Here is a 24,156-nt window from a genome sequence, read left to right as displayed (position 1 = left end):
TATAAAGAACAACAGGAGCCTGGGCTCCTGTTGTTCTTTAAGTGATACCGGTTTACTTCATGGTTGGCATCACAAAGCCAGCGTTCTGCTCATTGGCGGTGCGGATGCCGGTTGGCCAGCGGGCTGTGATTGCCTTCTTACGGGTGTAGAAGCGAACACCATCCGGTCCGTGCATATGCAGCGGGCCAAACAGAGAGCGTTTCCAGCCTCCAAAGCTGTGGAAGGCCATAGGAACAGGGATTGGAACATTGATGCCGACCATGCCGACCTGGATCTCATTGGCAAACTGACGGGCGGTATCACCATCGCGGGTAAAGACAGCGGTTCCGTTACCATACTCATGGTCGTTAATCATCTTAACCGCTGTCTGGTAATCCGGGGCGCGGACCACGCACAGAACCGGACCAAAGATCTCTTCCTTATAGATAGTCATATCCGTGGACACCTTGTCGAACAGAGTGCCACCGACAAAGTAACCGCTCTCATGACCATCAACAGTGTGATTGCGGCCATCAACAACCAGTTCGGCCCCTTCGGCAATGCCAGAATCCACATAGCCAACGACCTTGGTACGGTGTTCCTTGCTGATCAGCGGGCCCATCTCCATGCCGCCTTCCAGGCCATTACCGATTTTCAGGTTTTCCACCTGCGGCTTCAGCTTTTCAATCAGCTGGTCACCGACATCACCCACAGCAACTGCCACGGAGATCGCCATGCAGCGTTCACCGGCTGAACCGTAGGCAGCGCCCATCAAAGCACTGACGGTCTGATCCAGATCGGCATCCGGCATAACCACCATATGATTCTTGGCGCCGCCCAGAGCCTGTACGCGCTTGCCGGCATTGGAGGCGGTGCTGTAGATGTACTCGGCAATCGGCGTGGAACCGACAAAGCTGACCGCTTCAATATCCTGATGAGTTAGCAGCACATCAACGGCTTCCTTGTCGCCGTTAACCACATTGAAGACACCATCGGGCAGGCCGGCTTCTTTCAGCAGTTCGGCCAGACGCATGGGAACACCCGGGTTCTTCTCGGAAGGCTTGAGTACAAAGGTGTTGCCGGTGGCGATGGCGATCGGGAACATCCACATAGGCACCATGGCGGGGAAGTTGAATGGAGTGATACCGGCCACAACGCCCAGAGGCTGATTAACGGACCAGCCATCGACTGCTCGTCCGACATTTTCTGTGTGCTCGCCTTTCAGCAGGTGTGGGATGCCGCAGGCAAACTCGACGACTTCCAGGCCTCGGGTCAGTTCGCCCTTGGCATCATCAAATACCTTGCCGTGCTCACGGGTAATCAGCTCTGCCAGTTCATCGGTATGCTGCTCAATCAGTGCCTTGAACTTGAACAGGATGCGAGCACGGCTGAGCGGTGTTGTGTCACGCCAGGCCGGAAAGGCGGCTTTGGCCTGGCGAATAGCGGCTTCCGCTTCAGCGGCACTGGCCAGAGAAACCTGTCCGCTCTGCTCGCCAGTGGCCGGATTGAAAATCGGCTGTTGTCGTTCACTGGCGGCGGTGTGTTCGCCCTGAATAAAATGGTTGTACTGATTCATGACTGTTACGTGCTCTTGTTCGTTTATTATTAATCGTTAACTTTTGGTCTTGATTGCGTGTTCCAGAGTGCTGACCAGCTGGTCAACATGCTTGGGTTCAATAATCAGTGGTGGTGACATGGCCAGGATGTCACCTGTACCGCGAACCAGTACGCCTTTGTCGTAAGCTTCCCGGAAGATGCGGTAACCCCGTGCACCGGGCGCGTTGTCATCAGGGGCAAATTCGATGGCGGCAACCAGACCACTGTTGCGAATATCAATCACGCCCGGCAGGTCTTTCAGGGTGTGCAGGGCTTCGGCGAACAGATCTTCCATCTGGATGGCTTTCTGGAACAGGTTCTCCTGCTCGTAGATGTCCAGTGTCGCCAGACCTGCGGCGGCTGCAACCGGGTGGCCGGAATAGGTGTAGCCGTGAAACAGCTCAATGGCGTTTTCCGGGCCCTGCATAAAGGTCTGATGGATCTTTTCGCTGATAAACACGGCACCCATAGGCACTGCGCCGTTCGTAAGACCTTTGGCAGCGGTAATCATATCCGGTGTTACGCCCCAGTGGGTGGAGGCAAAAGCTTCCCCGATACGGCCAAAGCCGGTGATCACTTCATCAAAGATCAGCAGAATGCCGTGCTTCTCGGTAATCTCCCGCAGCCGCTTGAGATACCCTTGCGGTGGCATGATTACGCCACCGGAGCCGGCCATCGGCTCCACAATCACAGCGGCAATATTACTGGCGTCGTGCAAAGTGATAATGCTTTCCAGAGCATCTGCCAGCTCCACACCATGTTCCGGCAGGCCTTTGGTAAAAGCGTTGAGGTTGATGTTCAGGGTGTGTGGCAGGTGATCGACACCGGACACCAGTGAACCAAAGCTTTTGCGGTTGTTGGCAATGCCGCCCACAGAGATGCCGCCAAAGTTCACGCCATGGTAGCCGCGTTCACGGCCAATCATCTTCTGGCGTCCACTGTCACCGCGCAGGCGATGGTAGGCGAGGGCGATTTTCAGGGCGGTTTCGGCCGATTCGGAGCCGGAGTTGGTAAAGAACACGTGGTTCAGGTCTCCGGGAGTGTGTTTGATCAGCCGGTTGGCAAATTCAAAAGCCTTTGGGTGACCCATCTGGAAAGGCGGGGCATAGTCCAGCTCGACAATCTGCTGGCTGACGGCTTCAGTAATCTGTCGACGACCATGACCGGCATTGACACACCAGAGACCGGCACAGCTATCCAATACCTGACGACCATCGTCGCTGGTGTAATACATGCCTTCGGCGGAAACCAGCATGCGTGGGTCGGATTTAAACTGACGGTTGGCGGTAAAGGGCATCCACAGGGCTTCAAGATCAGCCCTTGAACCGGACATTCCCGGAAGTGACAGGTTGCTCATCGAGCGTCTCCTGATTGTTCTCTTTATTGTTATTGTGTGGTGTTTATTTATTCTTGATGTCAAATATTTCAAACATTATGAAAAGAATCAAGAGAATGGTGTTTTTTCATTTTGATGGATTGCAAACCCTTGGTTGTCTCATTAAAGTGCTAATTGATTTCTAGTCGTATAACAACAATGACAACGGCTTCCGCCCTTACAGCGTTTGAAATAATGGACTGCTCAGGGGCTGCGATCCGACGCTTCAGGAGTTCATTATGAGCCATGCGCCCCTTACCTTTGCCCAGTGGCAGGAAAAAGCAGAAACCCTTTCTATTAATGGTCAGGCTTTTATTAACGGCCAGTACTGTGATGCCGCTTCCGGTGAGACTTTTGAGTGCCGTTCCCCCATTGATGGTCGCACACTGGCGAGCATTGCCAGCTGTCAGGCGGAAGATGCCGAGCAGGCAGTCAGTGTCGCCCGTCAGGTGTTCCAGGCTGGTGACTGGTCTCGTATGGCACCACGCAAGCGCAAGCAGGTGCTGCTGCGTTTTGCCCAGCTGATGGAAGATAATCTGGAAGAGCTGGCCGTGCTGGAAACCCTGGATATGGGCAAGCCGATTGGTGACAGTGTCGGTGATGATATCCCCAGCAGCGTGAACAGCATCCGTTGGAACGCCGAAGCGATCGACAAAATTTACGACGAGGTTGCTCCTACCTCCGATAGTGAGCTGGGTCTGGTGACCCGGGAAGCCATTGGCGTGGTAGCTGCTATCGTGCCCTGGAACTTCCCGCTCAATATGGCGTGCTGGAAGTTAGGGCCGGCTCTGGCTGCAGGTAACAGTGTTATCCTCAAGCCTTCCGAGAAGTCACCACTGACAGCTATTCGTGTAGCAGAACTGGCCAAGGCCGCCGGTATCCCGGATGGTGTGTTTCAGGTGCTGCCGGGCTTTGGTCATACCGTAGGCAAGGCGCTGGCGGAACATATGGATGTGGATTGTCTGGCCTTTACCGGTTCCACCAAAGTGGCCAAGCAACTGATGGTTTACGCCGGCCAGTCCAATATGAAGCGGGTTTGGCTGGAAGCCGGTGGCAAGAGCCCGAATATTGTTTTCGCTGATGCCGATGATCTGGATGCGGCTGCCCAGATGGCGGCACTGGCCATCTTCTATAACCAGGGCGAAGTCTGTACTGCCGGTTCCCGCCTGCTGGTAGAAGAGAGCATTTATGATGAATTCCTGCAAAAGGTTCTGCAGCATGTAGATAGCTGGCAGCCAGGCAATCCGCTGGATCCGGAAACGACCGTTGGTGCTATCGTCGATAATATCCAGCTGAACACCGTGATGGGTTATATCGAAGCCGGTAAGCAGGAAGGTGCCCGTCTGGTCGCTGGTGGAGAACGTATTCGTGAGGAAACCGGTGGCTTCTATATTGCACCAACGGTGTTTGCCGATGTGAACAACTCCATGCGTATCGCTCAGGAAGAGATCTTTGGCCCGGTACTGAGCGTTATCCCGTTCAAAGATGAAGACGACGCCATGCGTATTGCCAATGAAACCGACTATGGTCTGGCAGCTTCGGTCTGGACATCCCATCTGGGCAAGGCTCATCGTTGTGCCCGTAACCTGCGCGCTGGCTCGGTGTGGGTGAACACCTATCACGGCGGCGATATGACCGCACCGTTTGGTGGCTTCAAGCAGTCTGGTAACGGTCGTGACAAGTCCCTGCATGCCTTTGACAAGTACACCGAACTCAAGGCGACCTGGATCTCTCTTGGTTAATGGTCAGGATGGAGAAAGGAGAATTGTATGATCAAGGAAAAAGCGCCCATTCATTCTGATCAGCACGCCGCATCCTGGTATGCGGCGACTGCCAATCGGGAAACGAATCATCCGGCACTCGAAGGCGAAGTGACCGTCGACGTCTGTATTATCGGTGCCGGCTTTACCGGCGTAGCGACAGCACTGGAGCTGGCCGAGCGCGGTTACAGTGTGGTGGTGCTGGAAGCTCGCAAGATTGGCTGGGGGGCGACCGGTCGTAATGGTGGACAGTTGATCCGTGGTATTGGCCATGGGGCCGATCAGTTTCGCAATGTGATTGGTCAGGATGGTGTGGATGCCATCGACCAGATGGGTTTTGAAGCGGTAAGGCTGGTGCGGGATCGGGTCGCCGAGCACAACATCGATTGTGATCTGAAAATGGGTTACTGCGATGCGGCCAAGCGCAAGAAACATCTGGTTGAACTGCGGGAAGACTATGAATGGTTGCAGCAGGTTGGTTACGGTGAGGAAACCCGTCTGATAGATCAGGACGAGATTCGTTCTATCGTCAATACCGATGCCTATCTCGGCGGAATGGTAGATATGGGTAGCGGACATCTGCATCCGCTGAACCTTTGCCTGGGCGAAGCGGAGCTGGCTGAAAAGCTGGGGGTACGCTTCTATGAACACTCTCCGGTGGTTCGGGTTCAGAAAGGTGCCGAACCCGTCGTGTATACCGCGAAAGGTCAGGTGAAGGCTGGCCGGGTGGTGCTGGCCGGTAATGCCTATATTGATGATCTGGAACCCAAGCTGGCCGGTAAGGTGTTGCCGGCGGGCAGCTATATCATCACCACTGAACCTCTGTCTGAAGAGCTGTGCAACAGTGTGCTGCCCCAGGACTTTGCCGTCTGTGATATGGATGTGGCGCTGGATTACTACCGGATGACTGCGGATAACCGTCTGCTGTTCGGTGGTCGCTGTAACTACTCGGCCCGACACCCCAGTGATATCACTGAAAGTATGCGACCAAAAATGCTCAAACTGTTTCCGCAGTTAAAAGATACGGCGATTGATTATGAGTGGGGTGGCATGCTCGGCATTGGTGCCAACCGGATGCCGCAGATCGGCCTGTTGGAAGATAATATTTATTACGCTCAGGCGTATTCGGGGCATGGGGTGAATGCTACCCATATGGCCGCCCGGATACTGGCTGAAGCCATACATGGTGATGCCGGACGTTTGAATATCTTCAACCGGATTCCGCATATGACCTTCCCGGGTGGTAAGCATTTCCGTTCGCCACTGCTGGCTCTTGGTATGTTGTGGCACCGCCTGAAAGAAGTTATTTAATGGTGCAGGCCTGCCGGGGAAAAGGTTTTTCCTCTGCAGGCTTGCTTTTGTCTGATTGTGTAAAATATATCGTCCGGTTGTCGTCCCTGTACGACAATATCCGGAAAAACACGACTGGTTAACAAAAGATACAGAAATTAATTTTTAACACCTGTACTCTGCTTTGAGTAAAGCATGATCACCATGCTAGAGGGTTTGGTTGGTTTGGTTTGTTACGGTGGAGGCGCGCAGGCCTGAGAATGGACGCGGCAAGATGCTTGCATTCACTCCATCTGAGGTGTTAAAAAAAACAAACATAAATTCTGGTGGCTTTGCCAATAGGCGACAATGATTGGCAGAGCAGTACCAACAGGAACCGGCAGGCTTTATATACGGGTTTCTGGAGAAGGCCGACAAGAACGAAAAGAATCAAGGTTATTTATGAAGAAGTTATCCCCCTGGTTGAAAGAAAACGGTGTTGATGAGGTTGAATGTGTCATCCCTGACTTCACTGGCTGTGCCCGCGGCAAGATCATGCCCGCCGGCAAGTTCATCCAGGAGCAGGGGATCCGCCTGCCTGAATCCATCTTTATGCAGGGTGTGACCGGCGACTACGTTGACGATGACGTCTACTACAGTCTGGCCAGCCCGAATGATGGCGACATGATCCTGAAGCCTGATGAGAATGCCGCCTATCCGGTGCCCTGGGCGCTCGACCCTACCGTTATGATTCTCCATGACTGCTTTGACAAGGAAGGTGAGCCAGTTGCCCGTGCACCTCGTAACGTGCTGCGTAAAGTGCTGGAAATGTACAGCGACCGAGGCCTGAAGCCGGTGGTAGCTCCAGAGCTGGAGTTCTATCTGACCAAGCCCTGCGCGAATCCGGATTTTCCGCTGGAAGCACCGGTTGGCCGTTCCGGTCGTCAGGAAGTGGGTGGTCGTGCCTACAGCATTGATGCGGCCAACGAATTCGATCCGATGTTTGAAGATGTCTACGCCTGGAGTGAAGCCCAGGGGCTGGATATCGATACCCTGATCCACGAAATGGGTACGGCCCAGATGGAAATTAACTTCCGTCACGGTGATCCACTGGCACTGGCCGATCAGGTGTTTGTGTTCAAACGTACTGTTCGTGAAGCTGCTCTGAAGCACAACATTACCGCCACCTTTATGGCCAAGCCGATCAGCAATGAGCCGGGCAGCTCGATGCATATCCATCAGAGTATTCTGGATGCCAATACCGGCAACAATATCTTCTCCGATGCTGACGGTAATGAGACCGAAGCCTTCTATCACTTTATTGGTGGGCTTCAGAAGTATATCCCCGAGCTGATGCCGTTGTTTGCGCCGAATGTAAACTCCTACCGTCGTTTCCTGCCGGATACGTCCGCACCGGTGAATCTGGCCTGGGGTGTTGATAACCGGACTGCCAGCCTGCGTATTCCGGATTCCAGCCCTAAAGCCCGCCGGGTTGAAAACCGTCTGGCCGGTGCTGATGCTAACGTCTATCTTGCTCTGGCCGGTTCGCTGCTGGCGGGTCTGCTGGGTATGGAGCGCAAGTGTGATCCAAGCAAGCAGACCACTGGCAGTGCCTATGAAGCACAGAATGTCACCGAACTGCCCCTGAATCTGGAAGCGGCACTGGATCTGATGTCGGAAAGTGAAGCGCTGAAAGAGACCCTGGGCAGTGTATTTGTAGAAACCTATGTTGAGGTGAAATGGGCCGAGTACCAGAACTTCAAACGGGTGATCAGCTCCTGGGAGCGCCAGCATCTGCTGACGACCGTGTAACGGCTGACACACAGCTGTCGTTCCTCGTCAGTGTCTGCGCCGGAGAGTGGCCGGACCGGGCACTGACTGCTTTTGAAAACAACAAGAACAAGAACAAGAACTGTGATAGAAAATGACAAAAAACCTGACTTCACCTTCTAAGTACGATACGGCCCGCCTTCAGCAGCTGGATCGTGATCATTACTTTCATCCTTTTACCGATCACAAGGCCCTTGGCGAAGAGGGCAGCCGGGTCATTACCAAAGCTGAAGGCGTTTATCTGGAAGACAGTGAAGGCCACCGCATTCTCGATGGTATGGCTGGGCTCTGGTGTGTGAATGTTGGCTATGGTCGTAAAGAGCTGGCCGAAGTCGCCTACCAGCAGATGCTGGAACTGCCTTACTACAACAGCTTTTTTAAAACCGCCCACCCTCCCGCAATCGAGCTGGCTAAAAAGCTGGCTGATCTTGCGCCGGCACATATGAATAATGTCTTCTTTACCGGCTCCGGCTCTGAATCCAACGACACCGTTCTGCGTCTGACCCGTCACTACTGGGCCACCAAGGGCCAGCCTGATAAGAACATTATTATCAGCCGTGAGAATGCCTATCACGGTTCTACTGTTGCGGGTGCCAGCCTCGGTGGCATGAAGCCCATGCACAAGCAGGGCGGTCTGCCTATTGAAGGCATCTGTCATATCCAGCAGCCGTACTGGTTCGGTGAAGGGCAGGATATGTCTCCGGAAGCGTTCGGTATCAAAGCGGCGCAGGCACTGGATGCGAAAATCCAGGAGCTGGGTGAAGATCGGGTGGCGGCCTTTATCGCCGAGCCTTTTCAAGGTGCTGGTGGGGTCATTATTCCTCCTGCCAGCTACTGGCCGGAGATCAAAAAGATCCTCGCCAAATACGACATTCTGCTGGTCGTGGACGAAGTGATCTGCGGCTTTGGCCGTACCGGGGAATGGTTTGGTTCCAACTACTTTGATCTGCAGCCGGATCTGATGCCAATTGCCAAGGGACTGTCGTCTGGTTACCTGCCGATCGGTGGTGTGATGATCTCCGACCGGGTTATGGATGTGGTTAATAAAGGTGGTGACTTCAACCACGGTTATACCTACTCCGGGCACCCGGCTGCTGCGGCTGTAGCGCTGGCTAATCTGGAGATTCTGGAAAACGAGAACATTATCCAGACGGTGAAGGAAGAAACCGGTCCTTATCTGCAAACGCGCTGGGCAGAACTGGGTGAGCATCCGCTGGTGGGTGAAGCCCGCGGTGTTGGCATGGTTGGTGCTTTGGAATTGGTGAAAGACAAAGGCACCAATGCCCGCTTTGATGACAAGGCGACAGCTGGTGCCCTGTGCCGGGACTTCTGCTTCCAGAATGGTCTGGTGATGCGCGCCACTGGCGATACCATGATCATCTCCCCACCGCTGGTCATTACCCGTAGTGAGATTGATGAACTGATTGATAAGGCCCGACTGGCTCTTGACCTGACCTTTGAAGCTCTTCACTCTGGCGGCTAACGCTTCCAGAGTGGGTTTAAGCAGTACCCGAAGCAGTAAAAAGAATAATAAAACAACAACAAAAAGGATGATCCAATGAGCAGAATTGGGGCAAAACTGAAAACAGGACTGACGGTACTGGCCACAAGTTGTGCACTGATCCCTGTGGTCAGCACGACAGCACTCGCTGAAGAGCGGGTTCTGAATGTTTACAACTGGTCGGATTACATCGCTGAAGACACCATCGCCAACTTTGAAGCCAAGACCGGCATCAAGGTGGTTTACGATGTTTTTGATTCCAACGAAGTGCTGGAAGCCAAGCTGCTGTCCGGTAAGACCGGCTATGATATTGTTGTTCCATCTGCGTCGTTTATGGCCAAGCAGATTAAGGCAGGCGTGTTCCAGACTCTGGATCGCAGCAAGCTGCCAAACTGGAAGAACCTCGATACCGAGATTATGTCTACGGTTGAAGGCTTTGATCCGGGCAACCAGCACGCCATCCCTTACCTTTGGGGCACCACTGGTCTGGGCTACAACCCGGATCTGGTTGCCAAGCACCTAGGTGGCGATGTACCGGTCGATAGCTGGGATCTGGTGTTCAAGCCAGAGTATGCGAGCAAGCTGCAGGAGTGTGGCCTGACCATGCTGAATGCACCAACGGAAATGATGCAGGCAGCACTGAACTACCTCGACCTGGATCCGAACTCCACCGATAAGAAAGATTACGCCCAGGCGCAGGAACTGCTGTCCTCCGTTCGCCCGCACGTCACTTACTTCCACTCCTCCAAGCTGATCACTGATCTGGCTAATGGTGATGTCTGCATTTCCGTAGGCTGGTCCGGTGATGTACTGCAGGCCGCTGATCGTGCTGATGAAGCCGATAAGGGCATTACTGTTGAGTATGTGATCCCGAAAGAGGGCGCACTGACCTGGTTCGATATGCTGGCCATTCCAAAAGATGCCGAGAATGTGGATGAGGCCTATGCCTTCATCAACTACCTAATGGAAGACAAGGTGATGGCCGACATCCAGAACTACGTGTCCTATGCCAGTGCCGTGAAAACAGCTGAGCAGTATGTGGATGCCGAGATTACCGGCAACCCGGGTATCTATCCGACAGCGGAAGCCAAGAAAAACCTGTACATCTCCGATGTTCTGCCACCAAAGATTGATCGTGTGATCAACCGTGCCTTCACCAAGGTCACGACCGGCAAATAAAAAGCCAGAGGAGATGGGAGGGGGCAACCCCTCCCATCCGTTTGATAAAAACAGAAGTTAGAACAATAAAAATAACGAGAGAAAGCAGCATGACAGTTGATGTTGATACTCCTTCCAGACAGCCTGAAAAGCCTGCCATTCTGCAGGTACAGACGATCACCAAAACCTTCGATGGTGTTTATGCCGTTGATGATGTGTCGCTGGATATTCGCAAGGGGGAGATCTTTGCCCTGCTGGGCGGCTCTGGGTCCGGAAAATCAACACTGCTGCGCATGATTGCCGGTTTTGAAAAGCCGACATCGGGTCGTATTCTTCTCGATGGACAGGATATAACCGACCTGCCGCCATATCAGCGCCCGGTTAATATGATGTTTCAGTCGTATGCGCTGTTCCCCCATATGAATGTGGAGCAGAACATCGCCTTCGGCCTGAAGCAGGATGGTCTTAGCAAGAGCGAAATCAAGGCCCGGGTTGAGGAGATGCTCAATCTGGTGCACATGACCCAGTATGCCCGCCGCAAACCTCATCAACTCTCCGGTGGCCAGCGTCAGCGAGTGGCCCTGGCGCGAAGCCTGGCCAAGAAACCACAGATGCTGTTGCTCGATGAGCCAATGGGGGCACTGGATAAGAAGCTGCGTACCCAGATGCAGCTGGAACTGGTCAATATTATTGAAGATGTGGGTGTTACCTGTCTGATGGTAACCCATGACCAGGAAGAAGCCATGACCATGGCCGACCGTATCGGCATTATGGATCACGGCGAAATTGTCCAGACTGGTTCCCCCAAAGATATTTACGAAAGCCCGAACAGCCGCATGACCGCCGAATTTATCGGCAGCTGCAATATTTTTGAAGGCTCTATCGTGACCGATGAAGCTGACCATGCGGTGATTGAATCCCATCTCCTCGATGCACCGGTGCGTATCGGCCACGGTATCGCCACCAATCTGGAAAACCCGCAGGTGTGGGTTGCGGTGCGTCCTGAGAAAACCATGCTTCAGCACAGCAAGCCTGCCAGCAATGAAAACTGGTCGTCCGGTGTCGTTGACGATATCGCCTACCTTGGCACGCACTCGGTCTATTACGTACGACTGCCGTCCGGTCAGGTGGTGCAGTCCACCATGGTAAACAGCGAGCGTCACAGCCATCACCCGACCTGGAATGATCAGGTCTATGTGTGCTGGGACGAAAGCAGCCCAGTGGTACTGAACCAGTAAAGGAGGCCGTATGAGTGCATTTGTTCAACGGCTGTCCGGTTCTCTGGGCCGTCGTACGCTGATAGGCATCCCGTTTCTGTGGTTGCTGCTGTTTTTCCTGATCCCGTTTGCCATCGTGCTCAAGATCAGTTTTGCCGAGATGCAGATATCGATTCCGCCGTATTCGAGCGTGGTCGAATATGCTGATGAAAGCCTGAATATTGTTCTGAATCTGGGCAACTACCTGTTCCTTCTTGATGATGATCTATACGCTGCTGCCTATCTGAGCTCGATTCAGATCGCCCTGAATGCAACCCTGATGGCCTTGCTGCTGGGCTATCCGATGGCTTACGCCATGGCCCGTGCGCCAGCCCATATGCAGACAACTCTGCTGCTGTTGATCCTCCTGCCCAGCTGGACATCCTTTCTGATCCGTATCTATGCCTGGATGGGGCTGCTGAGTAATAAGGGATTGATCAATAACGCGCTGATCTCTCTGGGAGTCATTACTGATCCTATCCCGATGATGAATACGAACTTTGCCGTTTATATCGGCATGGTATACGCCTATCTGCCGTTTGTGATTCTGCCGATCTACGCCAACCTGATTAAACACGACCAAAGCCTTCTGGAGGCTGCGGCTGATCTTGGCTGCCCGCCGTGGAAAGCCTTCCTGACCATTACTCTGCCACTGTCCAAAGCCGGAATTCTGGCTGGCTTTATGCTGATGTTTATTCCGGCGGTAGGTGAGTTTGTGATTCCAGAGCTGCTGGGTGGTCCGGACACCCTGATGATCGGTAAGGTGTTGTGGCAGGAGTTCTTTAATAACCGCGACTGGCCTGTGGCCGCTTCCCTAGCAATGGTGATGTTGCTGCTGTTGATCATTCCGATCATGATTTTTCACCGCCAGCAGGCGAAAGAGCTGGAGGCTGCATAATGAAGAAACTGTCTTTTACCAATGGCGTTTTTCTAGGCGGTCTGCTGTTTCTGTATCTGCCGATGCTGATCCTGATTATTTACTCCTTTAACTCGTCCCGACTGGTAACAGTCTGGGCGGGCTGGTCCACCAAGTGGTATCTGGCGCTGCTGGAGGACGATCAGATTCTCGGTGCTATCTGGATGAGTCTGCGTATAGCCTTCTATTCCTCCACCATGGCAGTGGTGCTCGGAACTATGGCGGCTTTTGTAATGACCCGCTTCAACAAGTTCCGCGGCCGGACATTGTTCTCCGGTATGATCACCGCGCCACTGGTTATGCCGGATGTGATTATCGGTCTGTCCCTGTTGTTGCTGTTTGTCGGTATGGCTCAGGGCTTTGGCTGGCCGGCAGAGCGGGGCATGCTGACCATCTGGATTGCCCATGTCACCTTCAGCGCAGCTTATGCGACGGTGGTGATTTCATCCCGTCTGCGGGAAGTGGATCGGTCGGTGGAAGAAGCCGCGATGGATCTGGGCGCAACCCCGTTCAAGACCTTCTTTATTATCACGGTACCAGCCATTGCTCCGGCGCTGGCGGCAGGATGGTTGTTGTCGTTTACTCTGTCACTGGATGATCTGGTGATCTCCAGCTTTGTTGCCGGGCCAGGTGCGACAACATTGCCAATGGTAGTGTTCTCCTCAGTACGTCTTGGGGTGAGTCCGAAGATCAATGCCCTGGCGACTTTGATTATTATGGCCGTCTCACTGGCAGCCTTTGTGACCTGGTATGTATTGCGCAGGGCTGAGAAGCGCCGTCTGCAACAGTTGCGCACTGATATGGAAGAGGTTGTGGAAGTACCCGCTTACCGACCTCAGCCGGTTATCAATCCTGTTAAGCAACGCAAGCAGCGGGTTGGAAGTCAGGAGAAGGAAGAGGTTCCCGAGTCAGTGACCTGATCTGTTAACCCTTTAAGTAACAAAAGCCCGATAGTGGGCTTTTGTTGCTTTTGAACCATAATAATTAAGGATGGCTCTCACGGTGCAGTAACTGCTGCTTCCGTTCCACGCCCCAGCGATAACCTGACAGTGAACCATCACTGCGAATCACCCGATGGCAGGGAATCGCAACCGCAAGGCAGTTTTTACCACAGGCATTGGCCACGGCCCTTACGGCACTGGGCTGACCGATCTGTTCGGCAATCTCGGTATAGGTGACAGTGGTCCCCGGTGGAATATTGCGCAGTGCCTGCCAGACCCGCTCCTGAAAGGCGGTACCACGAATATCCAGCGGCAGGTCAAAAGCTTTGGTCGGTGTTTCAATCAGACCAACCACACGAGCAATGACTTGTTCAAACTCACTGTCTCCGCCAATCAGATTGGCTTTCGGCATCATATCCTGCAGATCCCTGGCCAGCTGATCAGGATCGTCACCCAGCAAAATAGCGCACACACCTTTACGGCTTTGCGCGACCAGAATCGAGCCCAGTGAGCATTCACCCACGGCAAAGTGAATATCAGTGTTGTTGCCGCCAGCCTTGTAATCTTTGGGGCGCATACCCAGCATCTGCTGTGACTTTTCATAGAAGCGGCTGCTGGAGCTCAGCCCGGCGCTGTAGATGGTTTCAGTAATGCTCTGCTGACCGTGAAGCTGGGTACGGATGGTTCGTGCTCGCCAGGCGGTGTCGTAGGCTTTTGGGCTGAGTCCTACCACGGATTTAAACACTCGCTGAAAGTGATAAGGACTCAGGCCAGCCTGAGCCGCAAGCGTATTCAGTGTCGGGCAGCTCTCACTCTGCTCAATAGTCCGACAGGCGGCTTCTGCCAACTGTACATGCTGACGCAGTATTTCCGATTTATCTCTGGCGTTACGCAGGCTCGGCCGAAAGCCCGCGGCTTCGGCGGCTTCCGGGGAATCGAAGAAAACCACATTCTCCGGTTTTGGAAGCCGGGTACAGCTGCTTGGCCGGCAATAGATGCCTGTCGTTTTTACACCGTAAACAAACAGAGTGTCCCCACTGGCATCACGATTTACAATCATCTGCCAGCGTGGGTCTGCAAGCACGGTCTGTGCTGCGTGAGTTGAAGCTTTGGCCACCATGAACAGGCTTCCTTGTTGTACCGAAGTCAGCATAGATCTGACTCTGTTTTAGGACACTCCGTTGCTTGCGGTTAAATTCTTTCAATGAGGCTTTGGCATTGAGTAATCCCGCTCCACTTTGGCGATGCGGATACGGTAATCCTCAAACAGCGACATCTGGCCTTCCCGCTGGCACATCTGGTGTTCCATATCCTGCTTCCAGCGGGCAATGGCTTCTTCGCTTTCCCAGTAAGACAGACTACAGATCTTGCCTTCGGTGACGACGCTGGTAAAACGCTCAGCGGAGATAACCCCTTCATAGCTGCCGACCTTTTCACGCATTTTGGCACCCAAAGCGAGATAGGTATCCTGACAACCTTCCTTGATTTGTACTTCAAAAATAACCGCGTACATACAGTTCCTTTCAACGGTTAATGAATAAAATGTTCACGACAGACTCTGCCACAGGTAAATGGCCGCATAGGCACGCCACGGACGCCATTGCTCGGCAATCGCTTCCACCTGTTTGGGTTTGGGCAGGATGTCGTTATCGGCAAGGCCTTTGAGCACGCCGAGATCGCTGGCTGGAAAGGCATCCGACTGGCTCAGGCCACGCATGGCCAGATAGTGGGCCGTCCACGGACCAATACCCGGCTCTTTTACGATTCTGCGCACAAAGTCGTCCAGCCCGTGCTCGGCATTGAGCAACAGTTCCCCGGCAGCCACCCGTTGTGCCAGATTGACCAGTGTCGCTTTGCGGGAACGGGTCAGACCTATGCCTTCAAAATCCTGTTGGGCCAGTGTTGCTGCATCAGGAAACAGATACGAAAGCCCTTCCGGAAAACCTTCGGGAACCTTGTTGCCGTAGGTGTGGGTAATGCGGCCTGCCAGAGTGGTGGCCGCCTTGACGCTGATCTGTTGCCCGAGAATGGCCCGGATGGAAAACTCGAAGATATCCCAGCAGCCGGGCAGGCGTGTGCCGGCATGCTCTGTCAGTGCCTTGCTGAGATAGGGACTCTGCCCCAGAACACGACTGATCTCATCCATTGGGGCATCAAGATCCATAATCCGGCGCACCCGTCGTTCAATTTCGTCGGCCTGCTGTTGGAACCTGTCACTGCTTTGCAGGTGAATCTCTAGCTGCAGAGCTGGCTGATTATCCAGATGGGACACCGCAAACCAGCCGCAGATATCATCGATCCTAATGGTACGCTGATAAGCTTCCCCGGAGACAATCTCCACCTCCGGTATGGCCCGGTGCTGAAAGAATGCCAGCATATTGGGCCAGTGAAATGGCGGGGTGTAAGGCAGTATCCGGGTGCAGTGCAGCATAAGGTTCAGGCTTTTCTCTGGTAGCGGCCCGGGGTCATCCCCGTCGCCTGTTTAAAGCGCTCAATAAACGCGCTTTCGCTGTTAAATCCTACCGCGTAGGCGGTTACGCTAACCCCGGACGGGAGTCTTGATATCTGTACAGAAGGCAAGGAGCAGAATGCTGGTTTAGTTAAAGTCATGGTGCATTGCAAAATAAATAGGTGTGATTGCTTATTTTTATGGTGATCGTTTAGCTGAGTATACGTGGCTGACTTTAAATAACAGCAGTGGAGAATCAATGGCTAATAGGGAAATGATGGTTCCATGAATTAATGCGATGAAGTCAGGCTTTTCATATTTATTGAAGCGTAAATCAAACTGCTGTTATTTGATTGTTCCAAGATGTGTTTCTTTGTCGCGAAATATATTTAAGTGTAGGTTTGTGTAGTTATCAGAAATAGTTCGCAACCCGCTAAAGATAAGGGATTTATGCTGATTTTTAGGTGGTAAATCTTGATTAAGGTCAAAACCTGAGCAGTCGCCACAATTGATAATGATTACGCTTTAACCCAAAAGAAGAACGGGATAATGAACGAAAGCAATGTAAATCATGGTGGCAAGTGCCCGGTTATGCACGGTGGTGCGACTGAAAGCAGTATGTCCGTTATGGAATGGTGGCCGAAGTCCCTGAATCTGGACATTCTGCACCAGCAAGATACCAAGACTGACCCGATGGCGTCGGACTTTGATTACCGCGAAGCCGTAAAGACTTTGGACTTCGCGGCCCTGAAGCAAGATATTAAAGATGTAATGAAAGACAGCCAGGACTGGTGGCCAGCAGATTGGGGCAACTACGGTCCACTGTTTATCCGTATGTCCTGGCACGCGGCCGGTACCTACCGTACCGCTGATGGTCGTGGTGGTGCCAGCACCGGTAACCAGCGTTTCGCGCCGCTGAACTCCTGGCCCGATAACGCCAACCTGGATAAGGCCCGTCGTCTGCTGTGGCCGATCAAGAAAAAGTATGGCAACAAGCTGAGCTGGGCTGACCTGCTGGTTTATGCCGGTACTGTCGCTTATGAAGATATGGGTCTGAAGACCTTTGGTTTCGGCTTTGGCCGTGCCGATATCTGGCATCCAGAAAAAGACGTGTACTGGGGCTCTGAAAAAGAGTGGCTGCAATCCAGTGACACCAGCGGCCGTTATTCTGGTGAGCGTGACCTCGAAAACCCTCTGGCTGCAGTAATGATGGGTTTGATCTACGTGAACCCGGAAGGTGTTGACGGTAATCCTGATCCGCTGAAAACCGCTCAGGACATGCGTGTGACCTTTGAACGCATGGCTATGAACGACGAAGAAACAGTTGCCCTGATCGCTGGTGGCCATACCGTCGGTAAGTGTCACGGTAATGGTGATGCTGCTCTGTTGGGTGCGGATCCAGAAGGTGCAGAGCTGGAAGACCAGGGCCTGGGCTGGCTGAACAAGCATGGCCGTGGTGTTGGCCGTGATACCGTGACCAGCGGTATCGAAGGTGCCTGGACCACCAAGCCAACCCAGTGGGATAACGGTTACTTTGAGCTGCTGTTCAAGTATGACTGGTGGCTGACCAAGAGCCCGGCCGGTGCCTGGCAGTGGGAGCCAATCGGTATTGCTGAAGAAGATCGTCCGGTTGACGTGGAAGATCCTTCCATCCGTCATAACCCGATCATGACTGATGCCGATATGGCCGTACGTATGGATCCGGGCTTCCGCAAGATCTCCGAGCGGTTCCTGAATGATCCGGCGTACTTCTCTGAAGTGTTTGCCCGTGCCTGGTTCAAGCTGACTCACCGTGATATGGGACCAAAAGCCTGCTATCTCGGCCCGGAAGTGCCACAGGAAGATCTGATCTGGCAAGACCCGATCCCTGCCGGCAACACCGGTTACGATGTTGATGCGGTGAAAGCCAAGATCGCAGCCTGTGGTCTGACCGCCAGCGAAATGATGGCAACCGCATGGGACAGCGCCCGTACCTTCCGTGGCTCCGACAAGCGTGGTGGTGCCAATGGTGCCCGCATTCGTCTGGCACCTCAGAAAGATTGGGAAGGTAACGAGCCTCGGCGTCTGGCCAAGGTGCTGGCTGCTCTGGAACCGATTGCCGCTGAGGCAGGCGCCAGCATTGCTGACATGATCGTACTGGCTGGTAATGTCGGTCTGGAGCAGGCGATCAAGGCGGGTGGTTTCGATATCGCTGTACCTTTCGCACCGGGTCGTGGTGATGCGACTGACGAACAGACCGATGCGGAATCCTTCGAGTGGCTGGAGCCGGTACACGACGGTTACCGTAACTGGCTGAAGCGCGACTATATTGTCAGCGCCGAAGAGATGCTGCTGGACCGCACTCAGCTGCTGGGTCTGACTGCCAGCGAGATGACCGTGCTGGTGGGTGGTATGCGTATGCTGGGCATCAACCATGGTGGCAGCAAGCATGGTGTGTTCACCGACCGTGAAGGCGCACTGACCAACGACTTCTTCGTGAACCTGGTCGATATGGCTTATTCCTGGAAGCCGGTGAAAGATGGTCTGTATGAGATCGTTGAACGCAAGACCGGTGCCGTGAAGTGGACTGCGACCCGTGTTGATCTGGTGTTCGGTTCCAACTCTATTCTGCGCGCTTATGCGGAGGTGTATGCCCAGGACGATAACCAGGAAAAATTTGTCCGTGACTTCGTTGCGGCCTGGACCAAGGTAATGAACGCTGATCGTTTTGATCTGGTGTAAGACACTGGTCTGAGACAGGGACGTCTCACTCATATTTCACATCCAACCCGCATGGCTGTTCAGGCTGTGCGGGTTTTTTCATATCTGAGCCTTGATGCGAATCAAGATACCTGTTGTTGCAGTTGGTGGTACTATTTGATCCAACGCTCCGGTCAAATCGTGTTTTGATCGCTCACCCTTCAGTCGTCATCACCCCTCGTGTTTTTATGACCAATCCAATGAAAAATATTCTTGTTCTGGGCAGTGTGAATGCTGACCACGTTCTTCGCCTTGAGCACTTTCCCCGCCCCGGCGAAACCCTTACCGGCTCGTCTTACAATGTTATCCCGGGTGGCAAAGGCGCGAATCAGGCTGTGGCCTGTGCCCGTCTGGGCGGACAAACCCGTTTTATGGCCTGTGTCGGAGAGGATGGTATTGGCCATGAGATGGTGAAAGGCTTTGCTGCTGATGGCATTGATATTGATGCTGTGTCGTTGGTCTCAGGAGTCAATACTGGCGTGGCGCTTATTTTTGTTGATAACAAGGCCGAGAACTGTATTGGTATTGCCGCCGAGGCGAATAACTGTCTTGATGAAGCGTTTGTGCAGACGCACAAGGATGCCATCATTGAGTCTGATTATTTGCTGATGCAGCTGGAAACACCGGAGTCCGGTATTCAGGCCGCAGCAACTATTGCTAGAGAAAGCGGTACGACAGTGGTGTTGAATCCTGCACCCGCACGAGCTCTCTCCGATACGCTGCTCTCCTGTGTGGATATCATCACCCCGAACCAGACCGAAGCCGAAGTATTGACCGGAATTGCGGTCCATGATTTTGATAGTGCTTCTCAGGCTGCTGATCTGCTGCACGGGAAGGGAATTCAAACCGTGCTAATCACTATGGGCAGTTCTGGTGCATTTCTGTCTCAGAAGATTGAAGCGACTGTACAGCGTGAACTGATTTCCGGCTTCAAAGTACAGCCAGTTGATACCACGGCTGCCGGTGACACGTTCAACGGCGGTTTCCTTGTGGCTTTGTCCGAAGGCCTGTCAGCCAACGAGGCGATACGCTTTGCCAATGCCTGTGGCGCCTTGTCGGTGATGAAGCATGGTGCACAAACCTCGATTCCTTTGCGCTCCGATGTGGATGCTTTTTTGAGCGAACGTTAATAGCAAAGGGCCTCAGGGCCCTTTCTTTTCATTTGTAACTTTTTGAGGATGCTGTTGATGCCTAATATTCTTTACCTTGGCGCCAGTATTGATGGTTATATTGCCGACCGTGACGGTGGACTGGACTGGCTGCACTGTGTCCCTAATCCTGATCATGACGATTTTGGCTTTGCCGCCTTTATGGACAGCATTGATGCACTGATCATGGGGCGAAACACCTTTGAAACCGTGTGTGGTTTTGACTGCCCATGGCCGTACAGTAAACCGGTATTTGTTGTCAGCCGCACATTGTCGTCCATACCCGAAGCCTACCAAGACAAAGCAGAGCTGCTTAAGGTCGAAGAACAGTCCACCTGTGCGGATCTGGTCGCTCTGCTGAATAGTCGTGGCTATAAGACACTCTATATCGATGGCGGCAAAACCGTGCAGAGCTTTCTGCAGGAAGATCTGATCGATGAAATGATTATTACCACAGTGCCTGTGGTTCTCGGTGGCGGTGTGCCACTGTTTGGCGAGCTGGCACAGCCCCTATCATTTGCATTGAAAAGTTCTGATGTACTGCTCAATGCCATGGTGAAAAATCATTATCTGCGGACACGTTAAGCGGATATACAACACTGGACATTCAAGGTGGTAAGCAGCCCGTGGTGTCTGGTTCTATTATCAATCGGATCTGGAACCAAGACCCTTGGAGGTTTCTTTATGACGAGCACCATCATGAATACCACGGATATCGAGGTTGTTGCTGACCACTGTCTTGAGATTGGTGAAGTGATTCTTCCCGGCGACACGCATTATGAATGTCTGTTGGCGGGCAAGAAGGAATCGGAGCTGAATGATGACTTTAACAGGTTGGAGCAGCGGGCCAGAGACATCTCTAAAACCTGTAAGGTGAATAAGGTAGTGAGTCAGGATGATGGCCGGGTGACCATCAATGCCATGTTTGATTTTGACTGTACCGTAGAAAAAATGATTTTTGAGCTGTATCTGCGGCCTTAAAATAATCAGGCTGAGGGAGGTTCCCACAGCCTGAATGACTTTCCTTTTAGACTAAGTTACAGCGTCTTCTTGGTCAGGTTTTGTGACTGAAGGCGCAGGCTTCTTCGTCGAACGGTTTCTGACTGATTGAGATCATAGGGCTGGGCTTTTTTTTGTCTTGATCTTTTGCTCTTGGTGTCTTTGGGTTGCTCTGGTTCCGGGCTCACACTTTCGTTGGACAGGCTGCAGCCATCTGACTCATCGCCGTCTTCAATGGCCACTGTACGCCTGTGTTGTTCAATCGCTAGCAGCATAGGCTCAATGGTTTTATGAGCCGTATCATCCAACCCCAGTCTGAGCAGTAATTCTGCCAGGGTGCGGCCAATAGTACTTTCGGATGTTCTCGACAGATACCTATTTGCGATCCACTCATCAACTAGGGCACGTTTGGCCGGGGTAAGATTCAAACTGTACAGGGCTGCCTGAATCTCTGAAGAGAGCTGTTCCGGATTGGGAATTGGCTTATTGACGCTTCCCCCCATGATATAAAGCATCATCTCAAGTCTGGGGCGAATCTGTTGATTCATTAGATTGATTTTAGGCAGGGTTATAAATTCATTCTCTTCACTCAACGGGTTGTAATCCGCCAGATCCGGGTATTGGGCAACAAGCTGGTTGACCGAATTCCGATCATCATGAAAGGTAAACATGGCACTGGCCAGCAGGATATCTTTACACTCCTGTTGACCGATAACAGTCTTACCGTGGAGCTGATCGGCGTGTGAGCTTGTTGCGCATACCAGACGATCATCAATCTGCTGTCCGGTTAATGGGGCAGTATCAACACCCATGCTCTCCAGAAAGTTTCTTTTGAGATGGTTTTCCCCCAGAACCACCTTGAACGGAGACGCAAGATGCTCCTGATGAAATATTGGACTTCTGTAGGGGTACATGGCTTTTATAAAATCAGCCCCCCTTTCTGTGATCTGCAGGCCGCTGTACTGTCTATCCATCTCGATTCCCTCATTTGGTTTGTTTCTGACACAGTTCCTCCTGCCGGAAAAACCATTTGCTGGTTAGTTACAAAAAGGTACTTTGGGTTCATCCGGAGGAGGCGGGGTGAGAAGACGACAGGACTGTATTGTTAGCAGTAATGTTGTTAGTGCAGCATTATTTAATCAGAAGTAACAGGAGTTGATCTCTCTGGTTTAACGGTTATTCAGCCAGGTTTCCGCCAGCACGCCAACTGAATCGTCAAAGGCCTGTTTTAACATCTCACAGCAGGCTTCATATTCGGTCATGTCGGTATTCTGCAGTTTCACATATTGCTGCAACATCTGGTCAAGATCCTGGGAGAACAGGGCCGAGAACTCGCGATGCTGGCTGGCAGTCTGATTGATCAGCTCAAGAAAGGTCATGGTGACACCGTTTTCAGCTAGAAAAGGTGCACCAAGGGTAGTCGATAAATTTATTGTGATGTGACTCTGCGATCTTTCAGACGCTTGTATTTTTCTTTCAGGCACACTTTGTTGTTTTTATCCACGTACACATATTTATGTGGGTCGGTAGCGATATGCTTCATACGTTTGGAGAAGTCGGTTTCAATCTCCTGATCGTAATCCCACAGTAGTTCTGCTCCGGCCTTTATCTTCTGGCGGGTATAAAATTTAACCACATTGTTTTTACAGACAAAGTGGGCAACATTGTTCTCTTCGCTATGGTTCATCTTTCTGAGTGGTGTCGGGGTGTCATGGTTGCCAGAGCCGCTGGCATCAATACCGACCTCCACCAGATTTTTATACCAGTGTCCGTCGCGCTTGAATTCATCCTTGATCCAGACCACATAGGTGTCGTCAAAGAGAAACTGTGGTTTGCCATCCTCTTTTTTTCGCCACACCACATATCGGTCATCTTTGACTTCTATCCGAAACACTCGGTCACCGTAGTATTCGCCAATAATGACACCCTTGGGAATGGTCTTACTGCAGAACAGGCCATCGCCTGCATTCTTGAGCTTACTGGGCTTAACGACCAGTCCGGGCCAGAAACCATCACCGTCAAGCATCATGTGGATCAGATCTTTCAGCTCATCTATCAGATCATGGGCCAGTGCCAGTTCTTTGGTTAGCTCAGTAACGTGAGTCTGTAACTTCTCCTTATCAGCTAGTGATTTTTCCAATTCTGCGACTTGGACGAGAGCCGCAGCCCTGCGTTTTTTTTGGTACTTATTATTATCCTGATAGCGCTTATACCGCTTGCGCAACAGTCGCTGAGCAGAATAGGCATCGTCCAGTTTGCCGATCAGACGTTTACAGCGTTCACGATAATGCTGCTCTTTTGAGAGCAAGACAGGCTTGTCCGATGGTTCGGTGTGCTCGCTATCATCGTCGTTCAACTCAATTGTGGAGGATGACGGCAGTTCATCGTTGGCTGTGTTAGGCGGAGAGTCAATTCCGCTGTCATGGTCGGTATTGTCCAGACGATCATCGTGATTGATTTCATCCGGCTCGATAAAATCGGAGCCATTAGACAGGCTTTCAAAGAGTGGCCCACTGAGCTCTGGGGTATCGCCCGTGAGCAGCTCGTCGGTCTGGTTTTCTGTTTGAGTGGTCTGATCGATACCCAGGGGTTTTAATAGTTGCTCTGTAGTGAGGCTTTCATCGTCATGGTTGTCATCCAGATCCATATCATCGTCCGATAACAGCTCCTGTTCGTTATCCAGAGACTGGCTGTTATCACAGATCATTGGCGCCGGGCGTGAAACATAATAAGCCCGATCGCGAGCGTGAGGATGGGCATCGTCAACCGTATCGTAGTGAGCTGACGGCCAGTGGGATTGACTATTGCTTACACTGTTGTGACTGACATCATAGTGATCCAGCCGTTTCTGCAGGGCTGCCTGCTCCTGAATGGGAAACAGAGGCGCAGGTGGAGGAGGCAAAGGAAAGCAAAACCGCTGTCGGTACCATGGCGTGCCGATTTTCTGCGGAAAAACAACCGGTGGCGGATACAGTGGATGCCTGCGAATCGGGCCAATATCTCTGTAGCCATTTTGATGCTGTTGAGGTGGCGGATAATACCCGTAAGGAGAGTGACGATTCATTCCATTGCGCTCTGATCTGTCCTTAATAACACTCAGAGTCTGGCTTCGTGGGCAAGTTCCGGCGGAACTCTGACTCTTGTTGGCTGGTCATGCTGGCTGTCTTACGTGTCAGCAGGAGTAACAATGAGGTACCCTTCCTGATGACCAGATAATAAAAACATCCTAAGAACTCAATG

The 24,156-nt window shown here is 52.5% G+C and carries 21 protein-coding genes; 12 read left to right on the top strand and 9 right to left on the bottom strand.

Annotated elements, in window-relative coordinates; translation table 11 throughout:
- Window positions 1-52: 52 nt before the first annotated feature.
- Both EHSB41UT_RS23125 and aptA read right to left on the bottom strand, forming a co-directional pair.
- Window positions 53-1,555, bottom strand: coding sequence for a CoA-acylating methylmalonate-semialdehyde dehydrogenase (locus EHSB41UT_RS23125; RefSeq protein WP_087113236.1), 1,503 nt, complete (start codon window positions 1,553-1,555; stop codon window positions 53-55).
- 36 nt (window positions 1,556-1,591) lie between these two features.
- Window positions 1,592-2,932, bottom strand: a complete 1,341-nt coding sequence (gene aptA / locus EHSB41UT_RS23120; protein ID WP_087113235.1) for an omega-aminotransferase AptA — start codon at window positions 2,930-2,932, stop codon at window positions 1,592-1,594.
- Between the two features lie 257 nt (window positions 2,933-3,189).
- Between aptA and EHSB41UT_RS23115 the strand changes: the two genes are divergently transcribed.
- From EHSB41UT_RS23115 to EHSB41UT_RS23080, 8 genes are all read left to right on the top strand, one after another.
- Window positions 3,190-4,692 carry an aldehyde dehydrogenase gene (locus EHSB41UT_RS23115; RefSeq protein ID WP_087113234.1) on the top strand — a complete coding sequence of 501 codons (1,503 nt, stop codon included), beginning with the start codon at window positions 3,190-3,192 and terminating at the stop codon, window positions 4,690-4,692.
- Between the two features lie 27 nt (window positions 4,693-4,719).
- Window positions 4,720-6,021, top strand: coding sequence for an NAD(P)/FAD-dependent oxidoreductase (locus EHSB41UT_RS23110; protein WP_087113233.1), 1,302 nt, complete (start codon window positions 4,720-4,722; stop codon window positions 6,019-6,021).
- A 420-nt stretch (window positions 6,022-6,441) separates the two neighbouring features.
- Entirely contained in the window at window positions 6,442-7,791 is a 1,350-nt protein-coding gene (locus tag EHSB41UT_RS23105; RefSeq protein WP_087113232.1) for a glutamine synthetase family protein, read from the top strand.
- A gap of 112 nt (window positions 7,792-7,903) precedes the next feature.
- Window positions 7,904-9,292 carry an aspartate aminotransferase family protein gene (locus EHSB41UT_RS23100; RefSeq protein ID WP_087113231.1) on the top strand — a complete coding sequence of 463 codons (1,389 nt, stop codon included), beginning with the start codon at window positions 7,904-7,906 and terminating at the stop codon, window positions 9,290-9,292.
- 75 nt (window positions 9,293-9,367) lie between these two features.
- Window positions 9,368-10,489: an extracellular solute-binding protein gene (locus EHSB41UT_RS23095; RefSeq protein WP_087113230.1), complete on the top strand. Its 1,122-nt coding sequence runs from the start codon at window positions 9,368-9,370 to the stop codon at window positions 10,487-10,489.
- 89 nt (window positions 10,490-10,578) lie between these two features.
- A complete protein-coding gene (gene potA / locus EHSB41UT_RS23090) occupies window positions 10,579-11,706 on the top strand; it encodes a polyamine ABC transporter ATP-binding protein (protein ID WP_087113229.1) in 1,128 nt (375 codons plus the stop codon).
- A 10-nt stretch (window positions 11,707-11,716) separates the two neighbouring features.
- Window positions 11,717-12,622 carry an ABC transporter permease subunit gene (locus EHSB41UT_RS23085; RefSeq protein ID WP_087113228.1) on the top strand — a complete coding sequence of 302 codons (906 nt, stop codon included), beginning with the start codon at window positions 11,717-11,719 and terminating at the stop codon, window positions 12,620-12,622.
- The gene (locus EHSB41UT_RS23080) at window positions 12,622-13,560 is read left to right on the top strand and encodes an ABC transporter permease subunit (protein WP_087113227.1); all 939 of its coding nucleotides are present in this window, start codon (window positions 12,622-12,624) and stop codon (window positions 13,558-13,560) included. Before EHSB41UT_RS23085 ends, EHSB41UT_RS23080 begins: the two co-directional genes overlap by 1 nt.
- Window positions 13,561-13,624: 64 nt before the next feature.
- Here the strand turns inward: EHSB41UT_RS23080 and ada are convergent, their stop codons facing one another.
- From ada to EHSB41UT_RS25065, 4 genes are read right to left on the bottom strand one after another with little or no spacing between them, the layout of a single operon-like run.
- A complete protein-coding gene (gene ada, locus EHSB41UT_RS23075; RefSeq protein WP_165767383.1) occupies window positions 13,625-14,734 on the bottom strand; it encodes a bifunctional DNA-binding transcriptional regulator/O6-methylguanine-DNA methyltransferase Ada in 1,110 nt (369 codons plus the stop codon).
- Between the two features lie 48 nt (window positions 14,735-14,782).
- Window positions 14,783-15,094: an antibiotic biosynthesis monooxygenase family protein gene (locus tag EHSB41UT_RS23070; protein WP_087113226.1), complete on the bottom strand. Its 312-nt coding sequence runs from the start codon at window positions 15,092-15,094 to the stop codon at window positions 14,783-14,785.
- 33 nt (window positions 15,095-15,127) lie between these two features.
- Window positions 15,128-16,012: a DNA-3-methyladenine glycosylase family protein gene (locus tag EHSB41UT_RS23065; protein WP_087113225.1), complete on the bottom strand. Its 885-nt coding sequence runs from the start codon at window positions 16,010-16,012 to the stop codon at window positions 15,128-15,130.
- A 5-nt stretch (window positions 16,013-16,017) separates the two neighbouring features.
- Entirely contained in the window at window positions 16,018-16,191 is a 174-nt protein-coding gene (locus tag EHSB41UT_RS25065; RefSeq protein ID WP_087113224.1) for a helix-turn-helix domain-containing protein, read from the bottom strand.
- A 388-nt stretch (window positions 16,192-16,579) separates the two neighbouring features.
- Here EHSB41UT_RS25065 and katG point away from each other — a divergent pair, with 388 nt between their 5' ends.
- From katG to EHSB41UT_RS23040, 4 genes are all read left to right on the top strand, one after another.
- Window positions 16,580-18,751, top strand: a complete 2,172-nt coding sequence (katG, locus tag EHSB41UT_RS23055; RefSeq protein ID WP_087113223.1) for a catalase/peroxidase HPI — start codon at window positions 16,580-16,582, stop codon at window positions 18,749-18,751.
- A gap of 218 nt (window positions 18,752-18,969) precedes the next feature.
- Window positions 18,970-19,899: a ribokinase gene (rbsK, locus tag EHSB41UT_RS23050; RefSeq protein ID WP_087113222.1), complete on the top strand. Its 930-nt coding sequence runs from the start codon at window positions 18,970-18,972 to the stop codon at window positions 19,897-19,899.
- 57 nt (window positions 19,900-19,956) lie between these two features.
- Window positions 19,957-20,502 carry a dihydrofolate reductase family protein gene (locus EHSB41UT_RS23045; RefSeq protein ID WP_087113248.1) on the top strand — a complete coding sequence of 182 codons (546 nt, stop codon included), beginning with the start codon at window positions 19,957-19,959 and terminating at the stop codon, window positions 20,500-20,502.
- 99 nt (window positions 20,503-20,601) lie between these two features.
- Window positions 20,602-20,898: a DUF406 family protein gene (locus EHSB41UT_RS23040; RefSeq protein WP_087113221.1), complete on the top strand. Its 297-nt coding sequence runs from the start codon at window positions 20,602-20,604 to the stop codon at window positions 20,896-20,898.
- 56 nt (window positions 20,899-20,954) lie between these two features.
- Here the strand turns inward: EHSB41UT_RS23040 and EHSB41UT_RS23035 are convergent, their stop codons facing one another.
- The 3 genes from EHSB41UT_RS23035 to EHSB41UT_RS23025 form a co-directional block, all read right to left on the bottom strand.
- Complete coding sequence (locus tag EHSB41UT_RS23035; RefSeq protein ID WP_087113220.1) at window positions 20,955-21,890, bottom strand: hypothetical protein; 936 nt, start codon at window positions 21,888-21,890, stop codon at window positions 20,955-20,957.
- 195 nt (window positions 21,891-22,085) lie between these two features.
- The gene (locus EHSB41UT_RS23030; RefSeq protein WP_087113219.1) at window positions 22,086-22,295 is read right to left on the bottom strand and encodes a hypothetical protein; all 210 of its coding nucleotides are present in this window, start codon (window positions 22,293-22,295) and stop codon (window positions 22,086-22,088) included.
- Between the two features lie 50 nt (window positions 22,296-22,345).
- Entirely contained in the window at window positions 22,346-23,980 is a 1,635-nt protein-coding gene (locus EHSB41UT_RS23025) for an SET domain-containing protein-lysine N-methyltransferase (protein WP_087113218.1), read from the bottom strand.
- Window positions 23,981-24,156 lie beyond the last annotated feature (176 nt).

Origin of the sequence: Parendozoicomonas haliclonae, from assembly GCF_900174585.1 — a bacterium.
GTDB lineage: Bacteria > Pseudomonadota > Gammaproteobacteria > Pseudomonadales > Endozoicomonadaceae > Sansalvadorimonas > Sansalvadorimonas haliclonae.
Note: the sequence above shows the minus strand (reverse complement) of the source record. Positions and strands in the feature narration are given on the sequence as shown.